This is a genomic window from Microbacterium aoyamense (assembly GCF_023155855.1).
Taxonomy (GTDB): domain Bacteria; phylum Actinomycetota; class Actinomycetes; order Actinomycetales; family Microbacteriaceae; genus Microbacterium; species Microbacterium aoyamense.
On the sequence record NZ_JAKNUT010000003.1, the window covers coordinates 325,519 to 349,180 of the forward strand.

Consider the following 23,662-nt stretch of genomic DNA (forward strand, 5'->3'; position numbering starts at 1 on the left):
GCCTAGCCCAGCCTCTCTTTTCGACCCAGCAGGCCTTGTGGTCTCACGAGGAGGATGATGATCAGGACGGCCAGCGCACCCACGTACTTCATGTCGGGGGGGATGCCCAGAAGGGTCGACATCTCGACGAGGACGCCGACGATGATCGATCCGATCAGTGCGCCGAATGCGGTGCCGAGACCGCCGAGGGTGACGGCGGCGAACACCAGCAGGAGCACCTGCACACCCATGTCCCACTTGACTCCGGGGCGGAAGTACGCCCACAGCACGCCTGCGACGGCGGCGAGCGCCGACGCGAGGATCCACACGATCCGGATGACGCGGTCGACGTTGATTCCGGATGCCGCGGCCAGGCTGGGATTGTCGCTGATGGCGCGCGTCGCCTTGCCGATTCGCGTGCGCAGCAGCCAGAACGCGACGGCGAGCAGAAGGACGATCGAGATGCCCATCGAGGCGAGGTCGATCCACGACACCGCGATCGGACCGAAGCGGATATCTCGCCCGGCGCCCGCTCCCGGAAGCTGATATGTCGAACCGCCGATGAAGAACTGATAGACGTACCGCAGCGCGAGCGAGAGCCCGATGCTCACGATCATGAGCTGCACGAGGCCGATGCCCCGTCGCCGCAGTGGCTTCCACAGGCCCGCGTCGAGCGACCAGCCGAGTCCGGCCCCGAAGGCGACGACGATCGGGAGCACGAGCCACATCGGCAGGGCGAGGTTGACGCCGAAGACGAGGGCGATGATCGCACCGAACGTCAGCATCTCGGCGTGCGCGAAGTTCGTCAGGCCGGTCGTGCCGAAGATGAGCGAGACGCCGACGGCGGCGAGTGCGAGCAGCAGACCGAAGTTGAGGCCGTTGACGAGCCGCTCCATGAACTGGTCGATGAACGACGTCGTCACGCGCTCACCCTCGCCGAGGAAGAGGTTGACGATCTTCGTCCCCGTCGCCCCGAAGCCGACGTCGAAGGCCCCGGAGGTGCCCTGCACGGCGGTGACGCCGTCGGGCAGCTGCTCAGCATCGACGATGACGCCGTCGGGGAGCGTCGACTCGTCGACCGTGATCCGGTACTCCTCCTTCTCGGGGACGTAGAGGCGCCACTTGCCCTCGGCGTCGGTGACGGTCTCGGCTTCGAAGCCGTTGCCCGAGACCTCCATCACGACGTCGGGCACGGGTTCGCCGTCGAACGAGATGAGGCCGCCGAAGTAGAACTCGGTCGGCTCCTGATCGCCCCCGGGCGTGTCAGGGGCGGTAACCGCGGCGTGCGCACCCGTGGGGGCGGCGAGCAGCACCAGCGCTGCGGCGAGCAGAGCGCCCGCCAGCATCACCAGCCACCGCAGCGATCGCCTCGCTGTCAAAGTCGTAGGACTCACGAAACCTCCCAGTCCAGCACAACGCAGACACCGAAGCTTCGGGTCGCATCGGCCGTGATGAACGACGGTACGACCCTAATGTGTCGTCCGTGTTTCACCTACAACTCCGCGAGCAGGTGTGACCGAATCGCTACTGACGTGCTCTGCACTGCCACGAGCCGCCGCGGGAACAATTCACCGCCCCCGCCGCTTAGAATCGAGTACGGCGGGTCACCCGCGCACCGGCCGTCGACGTCCACCTCGAGCATTGCGCCGATGCCCGCACCCGCAGGGTCCGCGCTGGAGAATCCATGGAGCACAACGATCCCTTCGGCTTCGTCGGACTGACGTACGACGACGTCCTCCTGCTGCCCGGTCACACCGACGTCATCCCGAGCGAAGCCGACACGTCTTCGCGTGTGACGCGACGCATCACGGTCGCGACGCCGCTCCTGGCGGCGGCCATGGACACCGTGACCGAGTCGCGCATGGCGATCGCGATCGCGCGCGAGGGCGGCCTGGGGATCCTCCATCGCAATGCGTCGATCGAGGAGCAGGCCTCCATGGTCGACCGCGTCAAGCGCAGCGAGTCGGGCATGATCACCGACCCGATCACGACGACGCCTGACGCGACGATCGAGGAGGTCGACGCGATGTGCGCGCAGTACCGCATCTCCGGCCTCCCGGTCGTCGACGACGACGGCAAGCTCGTCGGCATCATCACCAATCGCGACATGCGGTTCGTGTCGGGCTTCGAGCGCCAGACCACCCATGTGAAGGACGTCATGACGAGCGACGGCCTGGTGACGGGCCGCGTGGGCATCGGCGCGGGAGAGGTCATCGCGCTGTTCGCCCAGCACCGGGTCGAGAAGCTCCCGCTCATCGACGACGAGGGCCGGCTCGCGGGTCTCATCACGATCAAGGACTTCGACAAGAGCGAGAAGTACCCGCTCGCGACGAAGGACGAGCACGGTCGCCTGCGCGTGGGCGCGGCGATCGGATTCTTCGGCGACGCATGGGAGCGGGCCGAAGCGCTGCGCGACGCGGGCGTCGACGTTCTCGTGGTCGACACGGCGAACGGCCAGTCCGCGGGCGTCATCGACATGGTCAAGCGCATCAAGGCCGACCCTTCGTTCGACCACATCGACGTGATCGGCGGCAACGTCGCGACGCGCGAAGGGGCCCAGGCTCTCGTCGACGCGGGCGTCGATGCGGTCAAGGTCGGCGTCGGGCCGGGATCGATCTGCACCACCCGGATCGTCGCGGGTGTGGGCGTCCCGCAGGTGACAGCGATCTGGGAGGCCTTCCAGGCGACGCGCGATGCCGGCATCCCCGTCATCGCCGACGGCGGCCTGCAGTACTCCGGCGACATCGCGAAGGCGCTCGTCGCCGGCGCCGACTCGGTCATGCTCGGATCGCTCCTCGCGGGCACCGACGAGTCGCCGGGCGAGATCGTCTTCCAGGGCGGCAAGCAGTTCAAGCTCTACCGGGGCATGGGCTCGCTGGGTGCGCTGCAGACGCGCGGCAAGAAGACGTCGTACTCGAAGGATCGCTACTTCCAGGCCGACGTCCCCAACGACGACAAGCTCATCCCCGAGGGCATCGAAGGCCAGGTCGCGTACCGCGGCCCGGTCGCCGCCGTCGCCTACCAGCTCGTCGGGGGGCTGCGTCAGTCCATGTTCTACGTCGGTGCGCGCACGATCGACGAGCTCAAGGCCAAGGGCAAGTTCGTCCGCATCACCGCCGCGGGACTCAAGGAATCGCACCCCCACGACGTGCAGATCGTCGTCGAGGCGCCGAACTACAAGAAGTAGCCCGCGTTCCGGACGAGTGCCGGGGTCGTCTCCTCTCCATCCCCACGACAATCGGTCAACCACGCGTACTTCGGAGGATTCTCGCGTGTGGCTCCGAACTTCGCGCGGTTGACCGAACTTCGTGACTCCTCCACAGGCCCGCACCGCCGGAAGCTGTCCACGAACGAGCTGCGGTGAGGGTGTCATCGGGGACTAACGGTCATCCTCATTCGGTGGACATCTCGACCTGGATCGCAGAACGTGGCGGCATCGCGCATCGCGCCGATGTGATCGGCGCCGGGTTCGGTCTGGCGGCGGTACGCAGCGCCATGAAGAGCGACGAGATCGAGGTCGTACGGCGCGCCTGGCTCGTTCAACCCGCCGCGTCGCCCGATGTGGTCGCCGCGGCACGAGCCGGTGGTCGCGTCGCGTGTGTGAGCCTGGCGAGGCGGCGCGGGTGGTGGATGCCGGATGGCGTCGATGAACGGCTGCATCTGCGGCTGGCTCCGGATGCCGGCTCGCCGCGCAATCCGAAGGACTGGGACGGCGTTGTGCACTGGACGAAGGGCATCGCCCCCGTCGCGAAGCGATCGCTGGAGGAGTCCCCTGAGGACGCCCTCGCCCATATCGCCACCTGTCTGCCGCATGCCCAGGCTCTGGTCGTGTGGGAATCAGCGATGCGGTGCGAGCGCCTCTCACCCGAAGTCATCCGCGCGATCGTGTGGCCGACCGAGAAGTCGCGCCGCTGCGCCTCCGAGGTGAACGGGCTGTCGGATTCCGGGCTCGAGACGATCTTCGCCTCGGCCGTCCGATCATGGGGCGTCGCGCTGCGCCAGCAGATCGTGCTCGCGGGGAAGCCTGTCGACATCCTGATCGGTGATCGGCTGGTGGTCCAGATCGACGGGTACGCCCACCATTCCTCTTCCGCGCAGCGGACGAAAGACATCGCTCACGACGCCGAATTGCGTCTGCGGGGCTACACCGTACTGCGCTTCTCGTACGCGCAGGTCATCCATGACTGGGCGCTGGTCGAGCGGACTGTTCGCCGCGCGCTGGCATCCCGCCTTCACCTCGCGGACTGACCCACGGCATCCGCTCTCGCGCTGACGAATTCCCCACGCTCGCGACCACCTTGCACCGTACGAAAATCGGTCAACCACGCGTACTTCGGAGGATTCTCGCGTGTGGCTCCGAACTTCGCGCGGTTGACCGAAGTTCGTCGGAGGAGAGCACGGCAGATCAGGGGTGGCCACCGTGATCTCGGAGCGTGGCGCTAGCCTGGGCGCATGACGCAGGCGCCGGCGAAGAGGACGTTCTTCGCGCTCGGGCGCGTCGAGAACTACACGGACGCGGTGTTCGCCATCGCGGCGACGCTCCTCGTGCTCGACCTCACGACGACCGCGTTCGGGAAGATCTCGTCCGACGCCGAGCTGTGGCATCAGCTCGGCGCGATGTGGCCGTCGTTCATGGCGTTCGGCGTGAGCTCCGTGCTGCTCGGCGGTCTGTGGGTGAGCCACATCAGCCAGTTCCGCGACATCGCCCGCGCCGACATCGTGCTGCTGTGGCTCAACAACGCCCGGCTGCTGTTCATCGTCCTCATTCCGTTCACGACGAGCCTCGTGAGCGAGTACTCCGACTACTACGCGGGTCGCGTGCTGCTGCCGGTCAACTTCTTCTTCGCGATGGCCCTCGGCATCGCGACGTGGTTCTGGGCTGCGTCGAAGGACGGTCATCTGCTGAAGGACGAGGCGAAGCCGGATGCCCCGAGCCAGACGGTCGGCAGCGTCACGGCACTCATCGCCGGCGGCGTCACCGTCGCGCTCTCCCCGTGGTTGGGGTCCTGGGCCTTCCTGACGTTCGCCGTGAGCGGTCCGATCTCGGGGGTGCTCCAGAAGCGTCGGAAGGCTACGCCGTCGGCGTGAGCTCACGCTGATCGGCGGGCGCGGCATCCATCGTCGTCTGCGACGTTCCCGCCGGCAGCCACAACGCCGCGATCATGGCGGCGAACAGCACGGCGGCTCCGACGAGCACGGCAGGGCGCGCCGCGTCGACGTACTGGTCGGGCAGCAGTTCGCCGCCTGCGCCGACGAAGACCGCGGTCATGACGGCTGTGCCGAGCGCGATGCCGATCTCGCGGACGGTCGAGTTGACGCCGGATGCCTTCGCGTGGTCGATCGGGGCGAGCGTCGCGAGCAGCGCGGTCGCCGAGGGCGCGAACACGAGTCCCATGCCGATCCCGGCCATGACGAAGGGAGCGATGAGCAGCCCGTAGTCGAGGGTCTGCGACAGCATGAGCCCGAGCCACAGCAGCGCGCCGCCCTGCAGGGCCAGCCCCGAGACCATGAGCGCCCGCGTGCCGACCCGCGGGGCGATGAAGCCCGCGAGCGGCGCGACGAACATAGGCGCCAAGGTCCACGGAGTCGTCTGCACGGCAGCCTCGAGCGGCGTCGAGCCCTGCACGACCTGCATGTACTGGATGAGGATGAACACCGCCCCGAACGTGCCGAAGCTGAACGCGAAGCCGACGATGTTCGTGACCGAGAACGAGCGGTCGCGGAAGAGTCGCAGCGGCACGAGCGGCGCCTTCGCGCGCGACTGCCACCACACGAACGCCACGAGCAGGAGTGAACCCGCGACGACCTCGGCGATGACTCCGAGCGAGTCCCACCCGTCGTCGTTGCCGCGCACGATCGCATGCACGAGCGCGAGCACGCCGACGCCGGCGAGAGCCGCGCCGACGACGTCGATGCGGGCGCGCAGGCCGTAATCGTTGTTCAGCGCGTACAGCGCGAGGGGGATCGCGACGATCGCGACGGGCACGTTGATCCAGAAGATCGCCTGCCAGCTCCAGCCCTCCATCACGGCACCGCCGACGAGGGGGCCGACGGCGACGCCCAGGCCCGAGATGCCGCCCCAGATGCCGATCGCGAGCGGGCGCCGTTCGGGGGCGACGCCGCCCGAGATGAGCGCGAGCGAGAGGGGGAGGACTCCGGCGGCGCCGAACCCCTGCAGCGCGCGGGCCGCGATGAGCGAGGCGGGATCGCCCGACAGCGCCGCGAGCACCGAGCCGATGCCGAAGATCGCGATGCCGGCGATGAACACCGAGCGCCGGCCGAAACGGTCTCCGAGCGCGGCCGCGACGAGGATGAACCCGGCGAAGGCGAGGGTGTACGCGTTGACGAACCACTGGAGCTCCTCGACGGTCGCGCCGAGCTCGCTGTGCAGGACCGGCAGCGCGTTGGTCATGACGAGGTTGTCGAGCGTCGCCATGAACATGGGGACGGATGCCGCGGCCACGACGAGTCCGAACGGACGGCGCCGAGTGGTGGATGAGCTCATGGCGGTTCCTCACGCGTGTTTGTAATCGGATGATTACTTGGATGAGGACACTGTAGTAATCGACTGATAACCTGTCAACCGTGACCGCGAAACCGACCCGTATGAGCTCCGAGGAACGTCGCGAGCAGATCATCGAAGCCGCGATCGCCGTCTTCGGCGCCAAGGGCTATGTCGGCACGACGACGGATGACGTCGCGAAGGCCGCATCCGTCTCGCAGCCCTACGTCGTGCGGCTCTTCGGAACGAAGGAGAACCTGTTCCTCGCCGCCCTCGACAGCGCGCTCGAAGAGCTCCTCGCCGCGTTCGCGACCGTGCCCGCGGCATCCGATCTCCACACCCGCGGCGAGCTCATGGGTCAGGCCTACCTGCGTCTGCTCGAGGTGAGGGGCCTTCACCAGCTGCTGTCGCACGCCTTCCTGCTCGGCGCTCACCCCGTCATCGGTCCGGCCGCCCGCGACGGCTTCGCCCGGGTGTGGCGCTACCTGCGGCATGAGGCGGGGTTCACGTCCGAGGAAGCGCAGAAGTTCCTCGCGATGGGCATGCTCATCAACACGATGCTGGGCCTGCGCCTCACCGAGGAGTACGGCCGCGATGCCGGCATGACCGAGCTCTTCGACGAGTGCTTCCCCGTCAGCATCGGCCTCGTGCTCGAAGAAGCTCCGCGCGCGCACGAACCCTGGTGAGCGGAGGATGCCGCGGCGTATCGTCGATCGTATGTGCCGCAGCATCCACACCCTCCACAACTTCGAGCCCTCAGCGACGTCGGAAGAAGTGCACGCCGCTGCGCTTCAGTACGTGCGCAAGATCAGCGGGTCGACCAAGCCCTCCAAGGCCAATCAAGAGGCCTTCGACAGGGCCGTCCACGAGATCGCCCACATCACGCAGCACCTGCTGAACGACCTCGTCGCCGTCGTGCCGCCCAAGAACCGCGAAGAAGAGGCGGCGAAGGCCCGCGCCCGCGCGGTCGCGTCGGGCCGGTACTCCGCCGCCTGACAACCGGATAGGCTGATCGGCTCGGCACCCCGCCCGGGCAGACAGGATCCGTCGTGGGCTACATCGACATCAACAGCGTCTCGTTCACGCTGCCCGACGGCAGGCCGCTCCTCGACGAGGTGTCGTTCCGTGTCGGCGAGGGCTCGACGACAGCCCTCATCGGGCAGAACGGCGCGGGCAAGACGACGCTGCTGCGGATCGTCCGCGGCGAGGTGCCGGCGCACGGGGGAGCCGTCACGATCGACGGCGGCCTCGGCGTCATGGACCAGTTCGTCGGGCACGGCACGGCCGAGCAGACCGTCCACGATCTGCTGATCTCGGTCGCCCCCGACCGCGTCCGGCGTGCGGCGCGCGAGCTCGAGGACTCCGAGGCCGCGATCATCGAGCAGGACGACCTCGACACGCAGATGCGGTACGCGGGCGCGCTCGCCGACTATGCCGAGGCGGGCGGCTACGAGTACGAGACGGTGTGGGACACCTGCACGATCGCCGCCCTCGGCATCCCGTTCGCCCGAGCGCGGTTCCGCGAGCTCACGACGCTCTCGGGCGGTGAGCAGAAGCGACTCGCGCTCGAGGCGCTGCTGCGCGGTCCCGACCAGGTTCTGCTGCTCGACGAGCCGGACAACTACCTCGACGTGCCCGGCAAGCGCTGGCTCGAGGAGCGGCTGCGCGAGACATCCAAGACCGTCCTTCTCGTCTCGCACGACCGGGAGCTCCTCGCCCGCGGCGCCGACCGGATCGTGACTCTCGAAGCGGGCGGCGCGGGCAGCACGGCATGGGTGCACGGCGGCGGCTTCGGCACGTATCACCGCGCACGCGAGGAGCGGATGGACCGCCTCGACGAGCTACGCCGCCGGTGGGATGAGCAGCACGCGAAGCTCAAGAAGTTCGTCGCCGACATGAAGGTCAAGGCGGCGGCGAGCGACGAGTTCGCCTCTCGCTACCGCGCCGCCCAGACCCGCCTGCGGAGGTTCGAAGAGGCCGGTCCGCCCGAGGAGCGACCCCCCGCGCAGGAGCTCGACGTCCGCCTGCGGGGCGCGCGCACCGGCAAGCGCGCGGTCGTCGCCGAGAAGCTCGAGCTCACGGGGCTCATGAAGCCGTTCGATCTCGAGGTGTGGTTCGGCGATCGTGTCGCGGTGTTGGGTTCGAACGGCTCGGGCAAGTCCCACTTCCTCCGCCTGCTCGCTCGGGGCGGGACCGACCCGGATGCCCTGCTCGGACACGTGACGGCGGTCGGCTCCGACCTCGAACCCGTCGCGCACACGGGACGCGGCGTGCTCGGGGCGCGGGTCGTGCCGGGCTGGTTCGCGCAGACCCACCGGCACCCCGAGTTCACGGGGCGCACCCTGCTGGACATCCTCCACCGCGGCGACGATCGCCGTACGGGAATGCCGCGGGATGCCGCGAGCTCCGCGCTCGACCGGTACGGGCTCGTGAAGCAGGCCGAGCAGGTGTTCGACAGCCTCTCGGGCGGTCAGCAGGCGCGGTTCCAGGTGCTCCTGCTCGAGCTGTCGGGTGCGACGCTCCTGCTGCTCGACGAGCCGACCGACAACCTCGACCTCGTCTCGGCCGAGGCCTTGGAAGACGCGCTCACGCGATTCGAGGGCACGGTGCTCGCCGTCACGCACGACCGGTGGTTCGCGCGCTCGTTCGATCGTTTCGTCGTGTTCGGCGGCGACGGGCAGGTGTACGAGGCTGACGCGCCCGTGTGGGACGAGTCGCGGGTCGCCCGCGCCCGCTGAGGCCCGCACGGGCGCCGAGTAGGCTGGGGTCGTGAGCATGGACATGGAGCTCGGCCGCGCGAAGCGCGCCCGCCGGGCGTATGCGTTCGATGACATCGCGGTCGTGCCGTCCCGGCGCACCCGCAACCCCGAGGACGTCTCGACGTCGTGGACGATCGACGCGTTCTCGTTCGCGATCCCCGTGCTGGGGGCTCCGATGGACTCGGTCATGAGCCCGCGCACGGCCATCATGCTCGGTCAGCTCGGTGGCCTCGGCGTCATCGACCTCGAGGGTCTGTGGACGCGTTACGACGACCCGGATCCGCTGCTCGCCGAGATCGCTTCGCTCTCCGACGGCGCCGCCACGCAGCGCATGCAGGAGCTCTACGCCGAGCCCATCAAGCCCGAGCTCGTGCGGGACCGCCTCGCCGAGGTCCGTGCCGCGGGCGTCACGGTCGCTGGTTCCCTCACGCCGCAGCGCACGCAGGAGCTCTACGAGACCGTCGTCGCGGCGGGTGTCGACCTCTTCGTGATCCGCGGCACTACCGTGTCGGCCGAGCACGTGTCGTCGGGCGAGCAGCCGCTCAACCTCAAGAAGTTCATCTACGACCTCGACGTGCCGGTCATCGTCGGCGGGGCCGCGACCTACACGGCAGCTCTGCACCTCATGCGCACGGGCGCAGCGGGCGTGCTCGTCGGCTTCGGCGGGGGAGCGGCATCCACGACGCGCGCGACCCTCGGCATCCACGCTCCCATGGCTACTGCGGTCGCCGACGTCGCGGGCGCGCGCCGCGACTACCTCGACGAGTCGGGCGGGCGCTACGTACACGTGATCGCCGACGGCGGCGTGGGCACGTCGGGCGACATCGTGAAGGCGCTGGCGATGGGGGCGGATGCCGTCATGCTGGGCGTTGCGCTCGCTCGGGCGACTGATGCTCCGGGTCGCGGCTTCCACTGGGGCCCTGAAGCGCATCACCCGAAGCTGCCGCGCGGCCACCGCGTCGGGGTGACGCAGGTCGCTCCCCTCGAAGAGGTGCTCTACGGCCCTGCGCCGGTCGCGGACGGCACGGCCAACCTGATCGGCGCGCTGCGTAAGTCGATGGCGACGACGGGGTACTCCGACCTCAAGGAGTTCCAGCGGGTCGAGGTCGTCGTCGCGCCCTACAGCGGCGGATGACCAGCACTCCGCACACCCCGACGGACGTCGAGGTCTTCCCGCCGACGCTGCGCGAGGTCATGCTGCGTCCGCGGTGGATCGCGATGCTGCTGCTGTCCCTCGTGGTCGCGGGGGTCTTCGCGTGGCTCGGGCAGTGGCAGCTCAGCCGCGCGATCGACACGGATCCGCCGCCGCCCGGCGCGACCGAGGTCGTGCGTCCGCTCGCCGACGTCGTAGCTCCCGGCGAGTACCTGCCCGAACCTCTCGTGGGACAGCGGGTCGAGGCATCCGGATCCTGGATCCCCGGCGACTTCCTCGTCGTCTCGTCGCGCTTCAACGAGGGTGTCGAGGGGTACTGGGTGACCGGACAGCTCCGCCTCGACGACAGGGACGAGCCGACGTCGATCGCCGTCGCGATCGGCTGGGCGTCGACGGCCGACGAGGCGGCGGACGCGGTCGCCCAGCTGCAGTTCGACGCGGAGGCTCCGGATGCCGCGCCCGTCACGATCACCGGGCGCATCATCTCGGACGAGGGTCCGGCGCTGCCGCCGCGCGGCGCGGACCCGCAGGAGATGACGAGCATGTCGCCGGCCGTCCTGCTCGGTCAGTGGCACGACGTCGAGGGTCTCGACGTCTACCGCCCGTACCTCGCCTCGGAGGTCGCCCCGCGGCTCCTGCTCGACATCTCTTCGCCCGCACCGGCCGAAGGCTCGAACGTCAACTGGCTCAACATCTTCTACGCGCTCGAGTGGGCCGTCTTCGCGGGCTTCGCGTTCTACCTCTGGTACCGCCTCGCCAAGGACGCCTGGGAGAAGGAGCTCGAAGATCTGGAGCCCGAGCCTGGCGGGTAAACTCGATCCCATGCCCCGCGCCCCCAAACTCGCCTCGTTCCCGGCGATCCGCGGAGCCCTCCGCTTCTACGAGATCTGCTCCACCATCACGGGCATCGGCCTGCTGCTGCTCGTGGCCGAGATGATCCTCAAGTACACGCCGCTGCACGTCGAGCTCTTCGCGGGCGGATCGGGCGGTGCGCTGTGGTTCGCACCGGTCATCGCGGGTCCCGGTTGCGAATGGTGGTCGCTGTTCCTGCCGATGACGAACGACTGCGAGATGACCTCGGTCGGCGACGGCTTCAACATCTCTTTGTTCATCCTCGTGGCGCACGGCTGGTTCTACGTCGTGTACCTCTTCTCGTGCTTCCGCATCTGGAGCCTCATGCGCTGGCCGTTCGGCCGGTTCATCGTGCTCGCCCTCGGCGGCGTCGTCCCGCTCCTGTCGTTCTTCATGGAGGCCCGCGTCGCCCGCGAGGTGCGCGGCTATCTCGCCGAGCGCGAGGCATCCGAAGCATCCGTCCCCGTCCCCGCAGCGGAAGGCTCCCGTTGACCGAGCAGACCGAAACGTCTCAGCGCCCCGTCCTCGTCGTGGACTTCGGCGCGCAGTACGCGCAGCTGATCGCCCGTCGCGTGCGTGAGGCGGGCGTGTACAGCGAGATCGTGCCGCACACGGCATCCGCCGCCGAGATCGCTGCCAGGAACCCCGTCGGCATCATCCTCTCGGGCGGTCCGTCGTCGGTCTACGAAGAGGGGGCGCCGTCGCTGGATGCCGGCGTCTTCGACCTCGGCGTGCCGACGCTCGGCATCTGCTACGGCTTCCAGGTCATGGCGCAGGCGCTCGGCGGCGAGGTGGCGAACACGGGGCTTCGCGAATACGGGGCGACGGATGCCGCGGTCACGGGCGACGGCGGTGTCCTGCTCGCAGGGCAGCCGGCCGCGCAGAACGTGTGGATGAGCCACGGTGACCAGGTGTCGCGGGCGCCCGAGGGCTTCGAAGTGCTCGCCTCGACGGCGGCCACGCCCGTCGCGGCGTTCGGCAGCGACGAGAAGCGCTTCTACGGTGTGCAGTGGCACCCCGAGGTCAAACACTCCGACCACGGTCAGCGCGTCATCGAGAACTTCCTCCACGTCGGCGCCGGGCTCCCGGCCGACTGGAACAGTGGCAATGTCATCGCCGAGCAGGTCGGTCGCATCCGCGAGCAGATCGGCGCAGGCCGAGTCATCTGCGGTCTGTCGGGCGGTGTCGACTCCGCCGTCGCGGCCGCCCTCGTGCACGAAGCGGTCGGCGATCAGCTCGTGTGCATCTTCGTCGACCACGGGCTGCTCCGTAAGAACGAGCGCGAACAGGTCGAGCAGGACTACGTCGCCTCGACGGGCGTGCGCCTGGTCACCGTCGACGCGCGCGAGCGCTTCCTGACGGCGCTCGCCGGCGTGAGCGACCCCGAGCAGAAGCGCAAGATCATCGGGCGCGAGTTCATCCGCACGTTCGAAGAGGCCGAGAAGGCGCTCGTCGCCGAGGCCGCTGCCGACGGCGAGCCGATCCGCTTCCTCGTGCAGGGCACGCTGTACCCCGACGTCGTCGAGTCGGGCGGCGGCACGGGCACGGCGAACATCAAGTCGCACCACAATGTCGGCGGCCTGCCCGAAGACCTGCAGTTCGAGCTCGTCGAGCCGCTGCGCACGCTCTTCAAGGACGAGGTCCGCGCGATCGGCCGCGAACTCGGCCTCCCCGAGGTGATCGTCGGCCGCCAGCCCTTTCCGGGCCCCGGCCTCGGCATCCGGATCGTGGGTGAGGTCACCGCTGACCGCCTCGAGATCCTGCGTGACGCCGACGCCATCGCCCGCGAAGAGCTGACGCGCGCCGGGCTCGACGGCGAGATCTGGCAGTGCCCCGTCGTCCTCCTCGCCGACGTGCGGTCGGTGGGCGTGCAGGGCGACGGCCGCACCTACGGGCATCCGATCGTCCTGCGGCCCGTCTCGTCGGAGGACGCGATGACGGCGGACTGGACGCGTCTGCCGTACGACGTGCTCGCCCGCGTCTCGAACCGCATCACGAACGAGGTGCGCGACGTCAACCGTGTCGTGCTCGACGTCACGTCGAAGCCACCGGGCACCATCGAGTGGGAGTGATAGAGGGATGCCTCGGCTTGCGCCGGGGCATCCCTCATTCGTCGACGCGGTCGTGCTGCGTCGCCGCGCGAGGCAGGATGGAGACTGTGACCGAGCCGACCTTCCCCGACGCCGACTACGTCGTCCTGTCGAGCCGGCTCATCCCCGACCTCGATGGCGGCTACACGCTTGCGACGCTCGCGCGGGCGAGGCAGATGGCGGCCGCCGGCGTGCAAGACGGCCGTGGACCGCTGCTGTTGACGGTCGATCCGGGCACGGCGGCGGATCACGCGCGGCATCGGGCGGCCTTCGACGGTCGCGACCTCATCACCGAGCCTTCGGTCATGCGCAATCTGTTCGATGAGGCCGTCGCGCCCGAGGGCGGAGCCGCCGCCTGGCTGATCGGAGCGGCGCATCCGGGCGATCCCGATCCGTCGCTCGAGTACCGTTCGGTGGCGGATGCCGCAGTCGACCTCCCGGTCATCGTGGGCGATCCCGACTGGCACATCAGCACAGCGCCGGTCGTCGTGCGACGCGCCGACGGCTCGGTCGCGGGCGTCCTGGACGGCTTCGGGTCGCTGTATCGGGCCTGGCTGGACCACGTCGTCACAGGACTGAGGGCGGGCGATCCCGATCGCCAGGTCGTCGTCGTGTGCGAATCGCGTCAGCTCGGGGAGCTGCTCGCGGGGTGGGATGACCCGGATGCCCGGCTCATGCATGCGATCCACACGATCCACCTCGAGGCCCCGTACACGCCCGACGCCGCGGTGAACGCGCTCTGGTCGCGCTGGTTCTCGCTCGCCGAGAGATTCGACGCCGTCCTGTGGCCGACGGAGGCGCAGCGCGCCGATGTCGCGGACCGGTTCGGTGGCGCGGGGGTCCACATCGTCGCCCCGCACGGCGTGCCGGCCGCGGCATCCGTCTCTCCATCGTCCGGACGCGTGCTCGGTCGCGTGGTCATGCTCAACCGCCTCGCTCCCGGGAAGCGCATCGATCACGCCGTGCGTGCGTTCGCAGCCGTCGTGGAGGCGGTGCCGGATGCCACGCTCGACGTCTACGGCGACGGCCCCGAGCGAGCGCGTCTGCAGGCGCTGATCGACGAGCTCGGGCTCGGCGCGCACGTCGTGCTGCGCGGCCAGACCGATGAGCCCGGGCGGGCGCTGCGGGAGGCGATGGCCTTCGTGTCCACGTCCGCCTACGAGGGGCAGGGGCTCTCGATCGTCGAGGCGCTCGCCGACGGATGCCCGGTCGTGTCCTATGCGGCACCGTACGGACCGCGCGAGCTGCTCTCGCGAGGCGGCGGACTGCTGGTCGCCGACGGTGATGAGGGCGCCCTCACCCAGGCGATCGTGCGCGTGCTGACCGACATCGAGCTGCACGAGCGGCTGGGGCTCGAGGCCGTCCAGGCGGCGCGGGCGGTCGATCCCGAGCGCGCGATGGCTGCGCTCGCCGGCGCGGCGCGCGACGTGCTCTCGCGCCCCAGCAGGCGCTCCTCTCGAGAGTGATCCGCTCGGGCTGATCCACCCTGGGCCGAAGCATCCGTCACGCCGCCGCCCTCGGCTCGGCCAAGGGAATCTGCCCTGCTGAGGTCCGAGACCCGTGATCCCATCCTCCCTCCGGCAACCGACCTTGGCCCGGGCGAGGATCGGTTCCACTGAGAGCGATCCGCCGCCGGCGGAAGAGCGTGCCGGGCCGATCTGCGGTGGGCTGATCCGCGGTGGGCAGACACGCCACTTCTGCCGCGACCGAAAGCGCAGGCTGGGGTCATGGCAGAAGACGGCAAGATCCCGCAGTTCGGAGCCGAGGCGCGGCGCGAACTGCTCCACCAACGCGTGCTCGTGCTCGACGGTGCGCTCGACGACGACAACGGCACGCTGATCGCGACGCAGATGCTCGCCCTCGCGGCGGAGGACGAGGCATCCGACGTCGCCCTCTGGATCCACTCGCCGGGCGGCTCGGTGCCGTCGATGCTCGCGATCCGAGACATCATGCGGATCATCCCGAACGACGTGTCGACGCTCGCCCTCGGGCTGGCGTGCAGCGCGGGGCAGTTCCTGCTGTCGGCGGGAACGCCGGGCAAGCGCCGCGCGCTGCCGCACGCGCGCATCCTCATGCACCAGGGCTCGTCGGGCATCGGCGGCTCGACCGTCGAGGTCGAGGTGCAGGCGGGCGACCTGCGGCACACGCGCGACACCGTTCTCGGGCTGATCGCCGAGGACACCGGTCAGCCGATCGCGCAGATCTTCGAGGACTCGCTGCACGACCGCTGGTACACCGCGCAGCAGGCGCTCGAGTACGGCTTCATCGATGCCGTCGTCGACGACTTCTCGCAGATCGCGCCTCTGCGTCGGCGCTCGGCGGGACTGGGGGTCGCGGCGTGAGCACGTATACGATCCCGAACGTCGTCGCCCAGCATCCGCGGGGCGAGCGCATCATGGACGTCTACTCGCACCTGCTCGCCGAGCGCGTCGTCTACCTCGGCACGGGCATCGACGCGGGTGTCGCGAACGCCCTGATCGCGCAGCTGCTGCACCTCGACGCCGACAGTCATGACCGCGACATCCAGCTCTACATCAACTGCGAGGGCGGCGATCCGGCGGCGATGCTCGCGATCTACGACACGATGCAGCACATCCGCCCCGACGTCGCGACGACTGTCGTCGGTCAGGCGATCGGAGTCGGCGCGGTCATGCTCGCCGCCGGCGCGGCGGGCAAGCGCGCCGTGCTCCCGCATGCGCGCGTCGTGCTGCACCAGCCCGCAGCACAGGGCCGGGGCACGATCCCCGACCTCATCCTGCAGGCGGACGAGCTCGTGCGCGTGCGCGGCGACGTCGAGGCCATCCTGGCGCGGCACACGGGTCAGGACGCTGCGCGCCTGCGCGCCGACACCGATCGCGACCGCATCTTCACGGCGTTGGATGCTGTGGCCTACGGCCTCGCGGATCGCGTGCTCTCCCAGCGCTGAGTGGGCGATTTCCCGGCGACGGACTTCTCTGTGTCAGATCGGAGGAGAATCGTGTTTCGAGCGGGCGGTGGCGCGTGGGCACGGCCGGATCTCCTACGGTTTGCGACGGCCACGAACGTACGCCGCCAGCGCCCAGACCTGATCGGCGCGAGCTCGACGCTCGATCTTCTCGACCAGTGCTCACGGCTGCTCTCGTCAGGCGGCGGCGCGCACGGCGGCGACGGCATCGGCGGGGGAGCCGTGCCAGGGGCCGCCGTGCCCTGGGAGCACCCACGCCGCGTCGAGATCGGCGATGCGCTCGAGCGATGCGAGCGCCTGTGCGGGGTCATCGGTGAACGGCGCCGGGGCGGGGCCGGTCCGGCCCGTCGTGACGTGGCGCGTCGTGAGGGCGTCGCCGACGAACACGGCCTTCGCGACGGGCGAATGGATCGCGATGCTCCCGGGCGAGTGGCCCGGCATCCCGATGACCCGCGGAGCTCCCGGCAGGTCGAGGACGTCGCCGTCGGCGACCTCGACGACCTCGGTGAGGGGGCGAGTCCGCATCGCGCCCTTGCGCAGTCCGTAGGCGAAGAACCCGAGTGTCGGGCCGAGCTTCATCTTCGGCATCTCGTTCTTCGGCTTGTCTCCGCCCTTGGCGCGCGCGGCGTCGGCACCGTGCACGAAGATCGGCACCCCCGCCTCGGTCCGCAGCCGCTCGGCGAACCCGATGTGGTCGGCGTCCCCGTGCGTGATGACGGCGCCGCGCACGTCGGCGAGAGATCGACCGATCGCGGTGAGCTCGGCAAGCAGATCCTTGAACTGGCCGGGCATCCCCGCGTCGATGACGGTGACGCCTTCGGGGGTGACGACGAGGTAGGCCGCCACGATGTCGTTGCCGATCCGGTACAGGTGTTCGTCGAGTCGCATGAGGTCCTCCAGGGTTGCGCATGGCTATGATAGGTAGCTATGATAGCTTACGTCAATAGCCATCAAGGAGGCCCGGATGCCGACCCCCGACCGCACGTCGCTCGCTGACATCGTCGCCGCCGGGCGGTCGCTGCTCGAGACCGGTGGCCCCTCGGCGGTCACGATGAGTGCTGTCGCCGCACGCGTGGGCGTCCGCGCGCCCTCGCTCTACAAGCGCGTCCGCGACCGCGACGCGCTGATCGTGCTCATCGCCGAGGCGACCGCCGACGCACTGACCGAGCGGCTCGCGGCATCCGATCCGTCGATCCCCGGCTACGCACGCACGTTCCGCGCGTTCGCCCACGAGCAGCCCGAAGGCTTCCGCCTGATTTTCACGACCGACGGCGCAGCGGCCGCGACCGCTCGGTCGGCCGCGCCGCTGCTCGTCGCGGTGCGCGACGTCGTGGGACCTGAACACGAGTTGGATGCCGCACGCCTGTTCACCGCGTGGGCGATGGGCTTCGTCACCATGGAGCTCGCCGGCGGGTTCCGCATGGGCGGCGATGTCGACGGCGCGTTCGAGTTCGGGCTCGCCGCGGTCCAGTCCGGGCTCGCGGCTCAGGCGCCGCGTGCTCCGGGCCAGGTCTTGCCGGCCCACGGATCGTAATCTGCGATCAGGTCCTCCTGCTCGGGACGCTCCGCTTCGGGCACGTGCTGCAGGTTCACCCGCACGCGATACCAGAGCGATGACGAGCCGCGCATCCCGTCGACGAGGACGTCGGCCGGATGCAGCTGCGCGGCGACGGAGGGATGCGTCGCCTTCCACATCTCGAGAGCGTCGAGCGCCTCCGGCTTGGTCTTCGTCCGGGCGAGCTCGATGAGGGGCATGACGGACTGCCGACGACCGTCCGCACCGCCGCGCGGCGGCTTCTCGGCGGGGCCGAGCTCCTGGGCGAGGGCGAGAAGCCCCGCGAGCGACCCCGCTGAACGGTCGATACCGGCGTGGGGGTCGCCGATCTCGGCGTAGCGCTCGAGCACGGTCGGCACCGTGAACTCCTCGGGCCGACGGACACGCACCTCGCTCCAGTCGAGCGGCGTCGACACGCGCGCGTCGGGGAGGGGCCGGATCGAATAGGCCGACGCGACCGTGCGGTCCTTCGCGTTCTGGTTGAAGTCGACGAAGACGCTCTCGCCGCGCTCCTCCTTCCACCAGCGCGCGGTCGCGAGGCCCGGTGCGCGATTCTCGACCTCGCGGGCGAGGGTCTCGGCCGCGAGCCGCACTTTCGCATAGTCCCACTCGGGTGCGATCCGCACGAGGATGTGCATTCCCCGCGATCCGCTCGTCTTCGGCCACCCGACCAGACCCGTGTCGTCGAGCACCTCGCGGGCGACGAAGGCGACGTCCACGATCTGCGACCAGTCCACCCCCGGCATGGGATCCAGGTCGATGCGCAGCTCGTCGGGGTGGTCGAGATCCTCGGCACGGACGGGATGCGGGTTGAGGTCGAGGCAGCCGAGGTTCACGACCCACGCGAGGCCCGCGGCATCCCGGATCACCGCTTCTTCCGCCGACGTCCCGCGAGCGTAGTGCAGCGTCGCGGTGTCGATGAACTCGGGATGATTCTCGGGTACGCGCTTCTGGAAGAAGGCCTCCTGGTCGATCCCCTTCACGAATCGCTTGAGCACCATCGGTCGGCCGCCGGCGCCGCGCAGCGCGCCATCGGCCACCGCGAGGTAGTAGTTCACGACGTCGAGCTTCGACAGGCCGACCTGCGGGAAGACGATCTTGTCGGGGCTCGAGACGCGCACCTCGTGGCCCTCGACGTCGAGGAAGGTCTCTTTGCGTACGGGGCTCACTTCTCACACGCTAGTGAGCGATGGATGCCGCCCGCCAGAGCTACGCGGCGAGCACCATCGCTGCCGCGGGCGCGGGAGCGGCCGCCCGCAGCTCCTCGGCGACCGCGGTCGTGAGGTCGACGAGCGTCACCTCGAGGGCTCCGGCGACCGCAGCGATCATCTCGCTCGACGGTTCCTTGAGCCCGCGCTCCATCTCGGACAGGTACTGGGGAGAGACGCCGGCCCGTTCCGCGGTGTCGGCGAGACGCTCGCCCCGCTCATGACGCAGGTGGCGCAGTAGAGCGCCCAGGACGTCGCGCCACAGAGGTTCGGGAGTGCGGGGAGCGCGGAGCGGGATGATCTCGGCCATGCGCTCACGATAGGCCGCGGCATCCGTCGTTCCGAGTCAGTTCCGCCGACAGCAGAACGTGGCGGCCTCAGAGCGTGAGCAGCCCGCGCACCAGCAGCCAGACGGCGAAGCCGAGGGTCCCGATGGCGGAGACGGTGAGGATGACGCGGTGCGCGAGTCCGCCGTCGCCCTGCATCCACGCTCGCACGAGCAGGACGATGAGGACGACGGCGCACGCCAGTGCGGCGAACGGAAGGAGCAGAAGCGGCCAGGAGGCGGACGGCAGGCCGTACGCGAGGACGAGCGGGTCGGCCATCGTCAGGACGAGGGCGAGCACTCCGACGAAGGCGAGGTTGAGAGCGGACGCCGCGACGGCGGCGACGACCGCGCCGGGCGGGGCATCCCACCGCCGGCGCAGTGCGTAGACGACGCCGTAGGCGAGCGTTCCGACGAAGACGAGGACGGCTGCGATCGCGATCCCGATCTGACCGGGTCGCGGCGCCGTGCGCAGATCGCTGTCGAGGAGGTAGGTCGCCGCAGTGGGATCGATGTCCGCCGTCGTGAGGAAGTCCGTCGCGGGAACATGGTCGATGCACTTCGAGCGTGGTTCGAGGAGAGGGTCCTGCAGGAACTGGCCGGCGATGTACGCCGCGCAGCCCCCGTGCCAGACAGCCGCCTCGCCCGTCGCCGGCAGGACGTACGAGAAGTGGCGCTCGAGTCCGGCCGCCGCCGACGCGCTCCAGGCGGCGCGCGGGTCGTATTCGCCGGTGATCAGCAGGGTGGGAACGTTGCTCGTCACCGCCGCATCTTCCCGCTCACCGGCCGGCGGGACTTCCCAGACCTCGCATTCGGCGACCCTTCGCTCGTACGTCGTGATGCCCCGTGTCAGGGCCTCGGCATCCTGCGCCTGTCCGACGGCCGCCGCGTCGTGGAACGGCAACTCCTCGGCGCACGCGAGCGAGAGGTCGCGGCCCTCGGATGTCGCGGCCGCGACATCGACGCGGCGCTGCGCGAGGGGGGCCGCTGCTGCCACGTCTCCGCCGGCGAGCCGATCGATCACGTAGGGGACGATGCGCGCGGCATCCGGATCCTGCAGCGCAGCCAGCAGCTCGGCGACGAGTTCGTCGGCATCGACGGCGATGTCCTGCGGCCGGCCGAGGGTCGGGTTCCAGGTGGTCGTCACGAGCGGATCGCTCTGCGCGCGAGTGACGGCGGCGATGAGCTTCTTGGCCAGGTCGGGGTACCGCGTGCGGCAGTTCTGTGACGCGTGGCAGTTCGCCAGCAGCCGGTCGGCGACGGCAGCGATCCCGGCCGGGAGCGCCTCGTGGACATCGATCTCGGCCGGCTCCGCACCGTCGAGGATGACGGCCCGCAGACCCGAGGGTTGATCGCGAAGGATTGTCGAGGCGAGTCGTGAGCCGCTGCCGACGCCGTAGAGGTTCCAGGTGTCGTATCCGAGGGCGAGGCGCAGTTCGGCGAGATCGGCCGCGCTCGCCGCGCTCGTGTAGGCACCGAGATCGACACCGTCCTCGAGGAGGCGGTCACGGCACGCCGCGATGCCCTCGAGACGCTCGTCGGTCGGCCACCTTCCTTCGACCTCGGGGCAATCGAGCGACGGCTCCGCGTGCAGGTCGCCGCGCTGATCGACCAGGACGACGTCGCGTGGTCCGACCCAGGTCGGTCGCGCGAGAAACGAGGCGAGCGCGTCGAGGCTGCTGCCGCCCGCCGTCGCCGAGACCGGCACGAAGAGCGCGTCGGTCGCGTGGTCCGCGGACTCGTCGACGATCACGATGACGGGAAGGCTCACCTTCCGATCGGGGTCGCTGCCGTCGGCGCGGCGTTCGGGCACCACGAAGGACCCGCACCGGACGTCGTCGAGCCGCGATTCGGGAACGGCGGCGGGGCAGCGGCCCTCGACGAAACCGAGCGGTTCATCGACGGGTGCGGCGGCCGCGGGCCCGGCCGGGACGAGGCAGGCGATCCCGAAAAGCGCTGCCACGGCGCGTGCGCCCCAACGGGCCCCAGGCACACGCGAGCGCGATCGCGGACGATGCGACGGCGCGCGGAGCGCGTTCATGTCGTCACCCTAGCGACGAAGCGGGATGCCGCGACAGTAGCGCTCGCGAAACGACGGAGGGGCCGTCCTCGCGGACGGCCCCTCCTGAACGATGCGCGGTGCTAGTTCGAACCCCGCACGATCGCGATGATGCGCAGGATCTCGATGTAGAGCCAGACGACCGTGACCATGATGCCGAAGGCGCCGAGCCAGCCGTACTGGCGGGGAGCCCCGTTGCGCACGCCCTGCTGGATCGAGTCGAAGTCGAGCACGAGCGAGTACGCCGCCATGATCACGACGAGGACGCCGATGATGAGGCCGAGCGGGATGCCGGCGATCGTCGCGCTGTACAGGCCGAACGCCTGGTCGGCGGGGAGCACACCGGTCCACATCAGGATGAGGTTCAGCAGCGAGAAGACCGCGTACCCGATGAGGGCGATCATGAAGATCTTGGTCGCCTTCTTCGACGCACGGATCTTGCCGCTCGCGAACAGGGCGAGGGTGACGCCGACGACGGCGAGCGTCGCGAGCGTCGCCTGCATGACGATGCCCGGCCACTGGACCTCGAAGAACGCTGAGATGCCGCCGATGAAGAGACCCTCGAGGGCCGCGTAGGCCCAGATGAGCGCGGGCCGGATCTTCTTGCGCGACGTGAAGATGATGACCATCGACAGGACGAAGCCGCCGAGCGCTCCCAGCATCCACGGAACGATGCTGATCTGCTGGTTCGGGTCGCCCGTGATGGCGAGGTTGCCGCCGAGCGTCCAGAACCAGCCGACCGCGGCGGTCACGACGAGGATCGCGAAGAGGCCGACCGTCTTCCAGATGGTGTCTTCGTACGACATCCGGCCCGTGTCGATCGCTCCGGCCGAGGGAGCGGCGAACGCGCCCTCGAGCTGTGCGCTGGCTGCGGCATCCACCGTCGCGTGCTGCGCCGAGGCGGTCTGCGTGCCGAAGCCGAGGTTCGCCGCCTGCGCGCCACCCGGGTAGGTGTTCACGGCCTTGGGATCCTGGAAGGCGGGGTTGTTGAATGCGGGGTTGTTGAGGGCCACTGCTCTCACACTCCAAAGTCGGGGAAATCCCAGCACTGTGCTGTGAACCCACGATATCCGAACTCGGCTCGTGCCCGCCCGTCGCGACCTGTGAGACGGCCATGAGCGGAGCCGCGGGTAGCCTGGAACCGTGCCGCGCCGCATCCCGCTCGTCATCGGCCACCGAGGTGCGCCGGGCTACCGACCCGAGCATTCCCGCTCCTCCTACGACCTCGCCCTCGAGATGGGCGTCGACGCGGTCGAGCCCGATGTGGTCGTCTCGAAGGACGGCGTGCTGGTCGTTCGCCACGAGAACGAGATCTCGGGGACGACGGATGTCGCATCCCGTCCCGAGTTCGTGAACCGGCGCACGACGAAGTCGATCGACGGCGCCGAACTCACCGGCTGGTTCACCGAGGACTTCACGTGGGAGGAGCTCGCGACGCTGCGCTGCCGCGAGCGCCTGCCGAAGCTGCGGCCGTCGAGTGCGACCTTCGACGACGAGCAGCCGGTCCTGCGCCTCCGCGACGTGCTCGATCTCGTGCGCGACGGCTCGCTCGAGCGTGGCCGCGAGATCGGGGTCGTGCTCGAGATCAAGCACGCGACGTACTTCGCGTCGCTCGGCTGGGACGTCGCCGAACTGGTCGCCGCAGAGCTCGCCGAGGCCGGCTGGAGCCGCGGAGAGCTCCCCCTCACGATCGAGTCGTTCGAGTCGACCGTGCTGCGACGTCTGCAGGAGCGCGAGGTCCGGGCGGCCTACATCTACCTGCTCGAGGCCGCAGGGCGACCCTTCGACCTCGCGACGGCGCAGGGGCGCGCAGCGCTCACCTATCGCCAGACCGCTGCGCCCGGCGGACTCGACGGCCTCGTCGGCTTCGTCGACGGCATCAGCGTCGACAAGCGCATGATCCTCGCCCCCGACAAGCTCGGCCGGCTCACGGGGCCGTCCTCCGTCATCCGCGACGCCCATGAGCGGGGCCTGCGCGTCTTCACGTGGACCTGCCGCCCCGAGAACGCGTTCCTCATCGGGCAGTACCGGGTCGGTCGCGCGCCGGGGGAGTTCGGCGACTGGGAGGCCGAATGGGCGGTGATCCGGGATGCCGGCATCGACGGCGTCTTCGTCGACCACGCCGATCTGGGCGTCGCGTTCTTCCGCGAGGTCTGATCCGTGCCGGTGCCGCTGAGCACGTTGGCGTGGCGTGACGTGGTCGGGTAGACAGAAACCTGGGCCTCCCGCCGCGAAT

22 protein-coding genes are annotated in these 23,662 nt (G+C 69.7%); 15 read left to right on the plus strand and 7 right to left on the minus strand.

Going from position 1 to position 23,662, the window contains the following annotated elements; genetic code table 11:
- Nucleotides 1-2: 2 nt before the first annotated feature.
- Entirely contained in the window at nt 3-1,325 is a 1,323-nt protein-coding gene (locus MA876_RS10690; RefSeq protein WP_248148903.1) for a branched-chain amino acid ABC transporter permease, read from the minus strand.
- 338 nt (nt 1,326-1,663) lie between these two features.
- On the opposite strand from MA876_RS10690, the gene guaB reads away from it, so the two are divergent.
- The 3 genes from guaB (at nt 1,664) to MA876_RS10705 (ending at nt 5,067) form a co-directional block, all read left to right on the plus strand.
- Nucleotides 1,664-3,166: an IMP dehydrogenase gene (gene guaB / locus MA876_RS10695; protein WP_248148649.1), complete on the plus strand. Its 1,503-nt coding sequence runs from the start codon at nt 1,664-1,666 to the stop codon at nt 3,164-3,166.
- Between the two features lie 212 nt (nt 3,167-3,378).
- Nucleotides 3,379-4,227, plus strand: a complete 849-nt coding sequence (locus tag MA876_RS10700) for an endonuclease domain-containing protein (protein ID WP_248148652.1) — start codon at nt 3,379-3,381, stop codon at nt 4,225-4,227.
- A gap of 204 nt (nt 4,228-4,431) precedes the next feature.
- Entirely contained in the window at nt 4,432-5,067 is a 636-nt protein-coding gene (locus MA876_RS10705) for a TMEM175 family protein (protein WP_248148654.1), read from the plus strand.
- On the opposite strand, the gene MA876_RS10710 is transcribed toward MA876_RS10705, so the two are convergent.
- Nucleotides 5,051-6,484: an MFS transporter gene (locus MA876_RS10710; protein ID WP_248148657.1), complete on the minus strand. Its 1,434-nt coding sequence runs from the start codon at nt 6,482-6,484 to the stop codon at nt 5,051-5,053. The genes MA876_RS10705 and MA876_RS10710 overlap by 17 nt on opposite strands.
- Before the next feature lie 80 nt (nt 6,485-6,564).
- Here MA876_RS10710 and MA876_RS10715 point away from each other — a divergent pair, with 80 nt between their 5' ends.
- The 10 genes from MA876_RS10715 (at nt 6,565) to MA876_RS10760 (ending at nt 16,261) form a co-directional block, all read left to right on the plus strand.
- Nucleotides 6,565-7,167: a TetR/AcrR family transcriptional regulator gene (locus MA876_RS10715; RefSeq protein ID WP_372491516.1), complete on the plus strand. Its 603-nt coding sequence runs from the start codon at nt 6,565-6,567 to the stop codon at nt 7,165-7,167.
- A 31-nt stretch (nt 7,168-7,198) separates the two neighbouring features.
- Nucleotides 7,199-7,477: a DUF2277 domain-containing protein gene (locus tag MA876_RS10720; RefSeq protein WP_248148660.1), complete on the plus strand. Its 279-nt coding sequence runs from the start codon at nt 7,199-7,201 to the stop codon at nt 7,475-7,477.
- Between the two features lie 53 nt (nt 7,478-7,530).
- Entirely contained in the window at nt 7,531-9,219 is a 1,689-nt protein-coding gene (locus MA876_RS10725; protein WP_248148663.1) for an ABC-F family ATP-binding cassette domain-containing protein, read from the plus strand.
- Nucleotides 9,220-9,256: 37 nt separating this feature from the next.
- Entirely contained in the window at nt 9,257-10,375 is a 1,119-nt protein-coding gene (locus MA876_RS10730; protein WP_248148907.1) for a GuaB3 family IMP dehydrogenase-related protein, read from the plus strand.
- Nucleotides 10,372-11,205 (plus strand): SURF1 family protein, encoded by an 834-nt coding sequence (locus MA876_RS10735; RefSeq protein WP_372491517.1) that lies wholly within the window; start codon nt 10,372-10,374, stop codon nt 11,203-11,205. Before MA876_RS10730 ends, MA876_RS10735 begins: the two co-directional genes overlap by 4 nt.
- Before the next feature lie 10 nt (nt 11,206-11,215).
- Complete coding sequence (locus MA876_RS10740; protein WP_248148666.1) at nt 11,216-11,737, plus strand: DUF3817 domain-containing protein; 522 nt, start codon at nt 11,216-11,218, stop codon at nt 11,735-11,737.
- Entirely contained in the window at nt 11,734-13,317 is a 1,584-nt protein-coding gene (gene guaA / locus MA876_RS10745) for a glutamine-hydrolyzing GMP synthase (protein WP_248148669.1), read from the plus strand. The genes MA876_RS10740 and guaA overlap by 4 nt, the downstream gene beginning before the upstream one ends.
- Before the next feature lie 86 nt (nt 13,318-13,403).
- On the plus strand, nt 13,404-14,801 hold the full coding sequence (locus MA876_RS10750) for a glycosyltransferase (RefSeq protein ID WP_248148672.1): 1,398 nt from the start codon (nt 13,404-13,406) through the stop codon (nt 14,799-14,801).
- Between the two features lie 261 nt (nt 14,802-15,062).
- The gene (locus MA876_RS10755) at nt 15,063-15,677 is read left to right on the plus strand and encodes a ClpP family protease (protein WP_248148675.1); all 615 of its coding nucleotides are present in this window, start codon (nt 15,063-15,065) and stop codon (nt 15,675-15,677) included.
- Nucleotides 15,674-16,261: a ClpP family protease gene (locus tag MA876_RS10760; RefSeq protein WP_248148678.1), complete on the plus strand. Its 588-nt coding sequence runs from the start codon at nt 15,674-15,676 to the stop codon at nt 16,259-16,261. The genes MA876_RS10755 and MA876_RS10760 overlap by 4 nt, the downstream gene beginning before the upstream one ends.
- 195 nt (nt 16,262-16,456) lie before the next feature.
- Here the strand turns inward: MA876_RS10760 and MA876_RS10765 are convergent, their stop codons facing one another.
- Complete coding sequence (locus tag MA876_RS10765) at nt 16,457-17,167, minus strand: MBL fold metallo-hydrolase (protein ID WP_248148681.1); 711 nt, start codon at nt 17,165-17,167, stop codon at nt 16,457-16,459.
- 76 nt (nt 17,168-17,243) lie between these two features.
- On the opposite strand from MA876_RS10765, the gene MA876_RS10770 reads away from it, so the two are divergent.
- Nucleotides 17,244-17,813, plus strand: coding sequence for a TetR/AcrR family transcriptional regulator (locus MA876_RS10770; RefSeq protein WP_248148684.1), 570 nt, complete (start codon nt 17,244-17,246; stop codon nt 17,811-17,813).
- Here the strand turns inward: MA876_RS10770 and MA876_RS10775 are convergent.
- The 4 genes from MA876_RS10775 to MA876_RS10790 all read right to left on the minus strand — a co-directional run bounded on the left by MA876_RS10775 (nt 17,765) and on the right by MA876_RS10790 (nt 22,439).
- The gene (locus MA876_RS10775) at nt 17,765-19,003 is read right to left on the minus strand and encodes a DNA polymerase domain-containing protein (RefSeq protein WP_248148711.1); all 1,239 of its coding nucleotides are present in this window, start codon (nt 19,001-19,003) and stop codon (nt 17,765-17,767) included. The two genes, MA876_RS10770 and MA876_RS10775, sit on opposite strands and share 49 nt — an antisense overlap.
- A gap of 40 nt (nt 19,004-19,043) precedes the next feature.
- Entirely contained in the window at nt 19,044-19,352 is a 309-nt protein-coding gene (locus MA876_RS10780; protein WP_248148713.1) for a helix-turn-helix domain-containing protein, read from the minus strand.
- Between the two features lie 67 nt (nt 19,353-19,419).
- Nucleotides 19,420-21,330 carry an alpha/beta fold hydrolase gene (locus MA876_RS10785; RefSeq protein WP_248148714.1) on the minus strand — a complete coding sequence of 637 codons (1,911 nt, stop codon included), beginning with the start codon at nt 21,328-21,330 and terminating at the stop codon, nt 19,420-19,422.
- Between the two features lie 179 nt (nt 21,331-21,509).
- The gene (locus MA876_RS10790; RefSeq protein WP_248148911.1) at nt 21,510-22,439 is read right to left on the minus strand and encodes a Bax inhibitor-1/YccA family protein; all 930 of its coding nucleotides are present in this window, start codon (nt 22,437-22,439) and stop codon (nt 21,510-21,512) included.
- Nucleotides 22,440-22,569: 130 nt separating this feature from the next.
- Here MA876_RS10790 and MA876_RS10795 point away from each other — a divergent pair, with 130 nt between their 5' ends.
- Nucleotides 22,570-23,583: a glycerophosphodiester phosphodiesterase family protein gene (locus tag MA876_RS10795; protein ID WP_248148715.1), complete on the plus strand. Its 1,014-nt coding sequence runs from the start codon at nt 22,570-22,572 to the stop codon at nt 23,581-23,583.
- Nucleotides 23,584-23,662: the final 79 nt, after the last annotated feature.

Bases quoted from the DNA above. Each gene is read 5' to 3' on its own strand.
- MA876_RS10740 (WP_248148666.1), top strand. From the start codon at position 11,216: ATGCCCCGCGCCCCCAAACTCGCCTCGTTCCCGGCGATCCGCGGAGCC.
- MA876_RS10705 (WP_248148654.1), top strand. From the start codon at position 4,432: ATGACGCAGGCGCCGGCGAAGAGGACGTTCTTCGCGCTCGGGCGCGTC.
- MA876_RS10690 (WP_248148903.1), bottom strand. From the start codon at position 1,325: ATGCTGGCGGGCGCTCTGCTCGCCGCAGCGCTGGTGCTGCTCGCCGCC.
- MA876_RS10765 (WP_248148681.1), bottom strand. From the start codon at position 17,167: ATGCGACTCGACGAACACCTGTACCGGATCGGCAACGACATCGTGGCG.
- MA876_RS10710 (WP_248148657.1), bottom strand. From the start codon at position 6,484: ATGAGCTCATCCACCACTCGGCGCCGTCCGTTCGGACTCGTCGTGGCC.
- guaB (WP_248148649.1), top strand. From the start codon at position 1,664: ATGGAGCACAACGATCCCTTCGGCTTCGTCGGACTGACGTACGACGAC.
- MA876_RS10720 (WP_248148660.1), top strand. From the start codon at position 7,199: ATGTGCCGCAGCATCCACACCCTCCACAACTTCGAGCCCTCAGCGACG.
- MA876_RS10780 (WP_248148713.1), bottom strand. From the start codon at position 19,352: ATGGCCGAGATCATCCCGCTCCGCGCTCCCCGCACTCCCGAACCTCTG.
- MA876_RS10770 (WP_248148684.1), top strand. From the start codon at position 17,244: ATGCCGACCCCCGACCGCACGTCGCTCGCTGACATCGTCGCCGCCGGG.
- MA876_RS10735 (WP_372491517.1), top strand. From the start codon at position 10,372: ATGACCAGCACTCCGCACACCCCGACGGACGTCGAGGTCTTCCCGCCG.
- MA876_RS10730 (WP_248148907.1), top strand. From the start codon at position 9,257: ATGGACATGGAGCTCGGCCGCGCGAAGCGCGCCCGCCGGGCGTATGCG.
- MA876_RS10755 (WP_248148675.1), top strand. From the start codon at position 15,063: ATGGCAGAAGACGGCAAGATCCCGCAGTTCGGAGCCGAGGCGCGGCGC.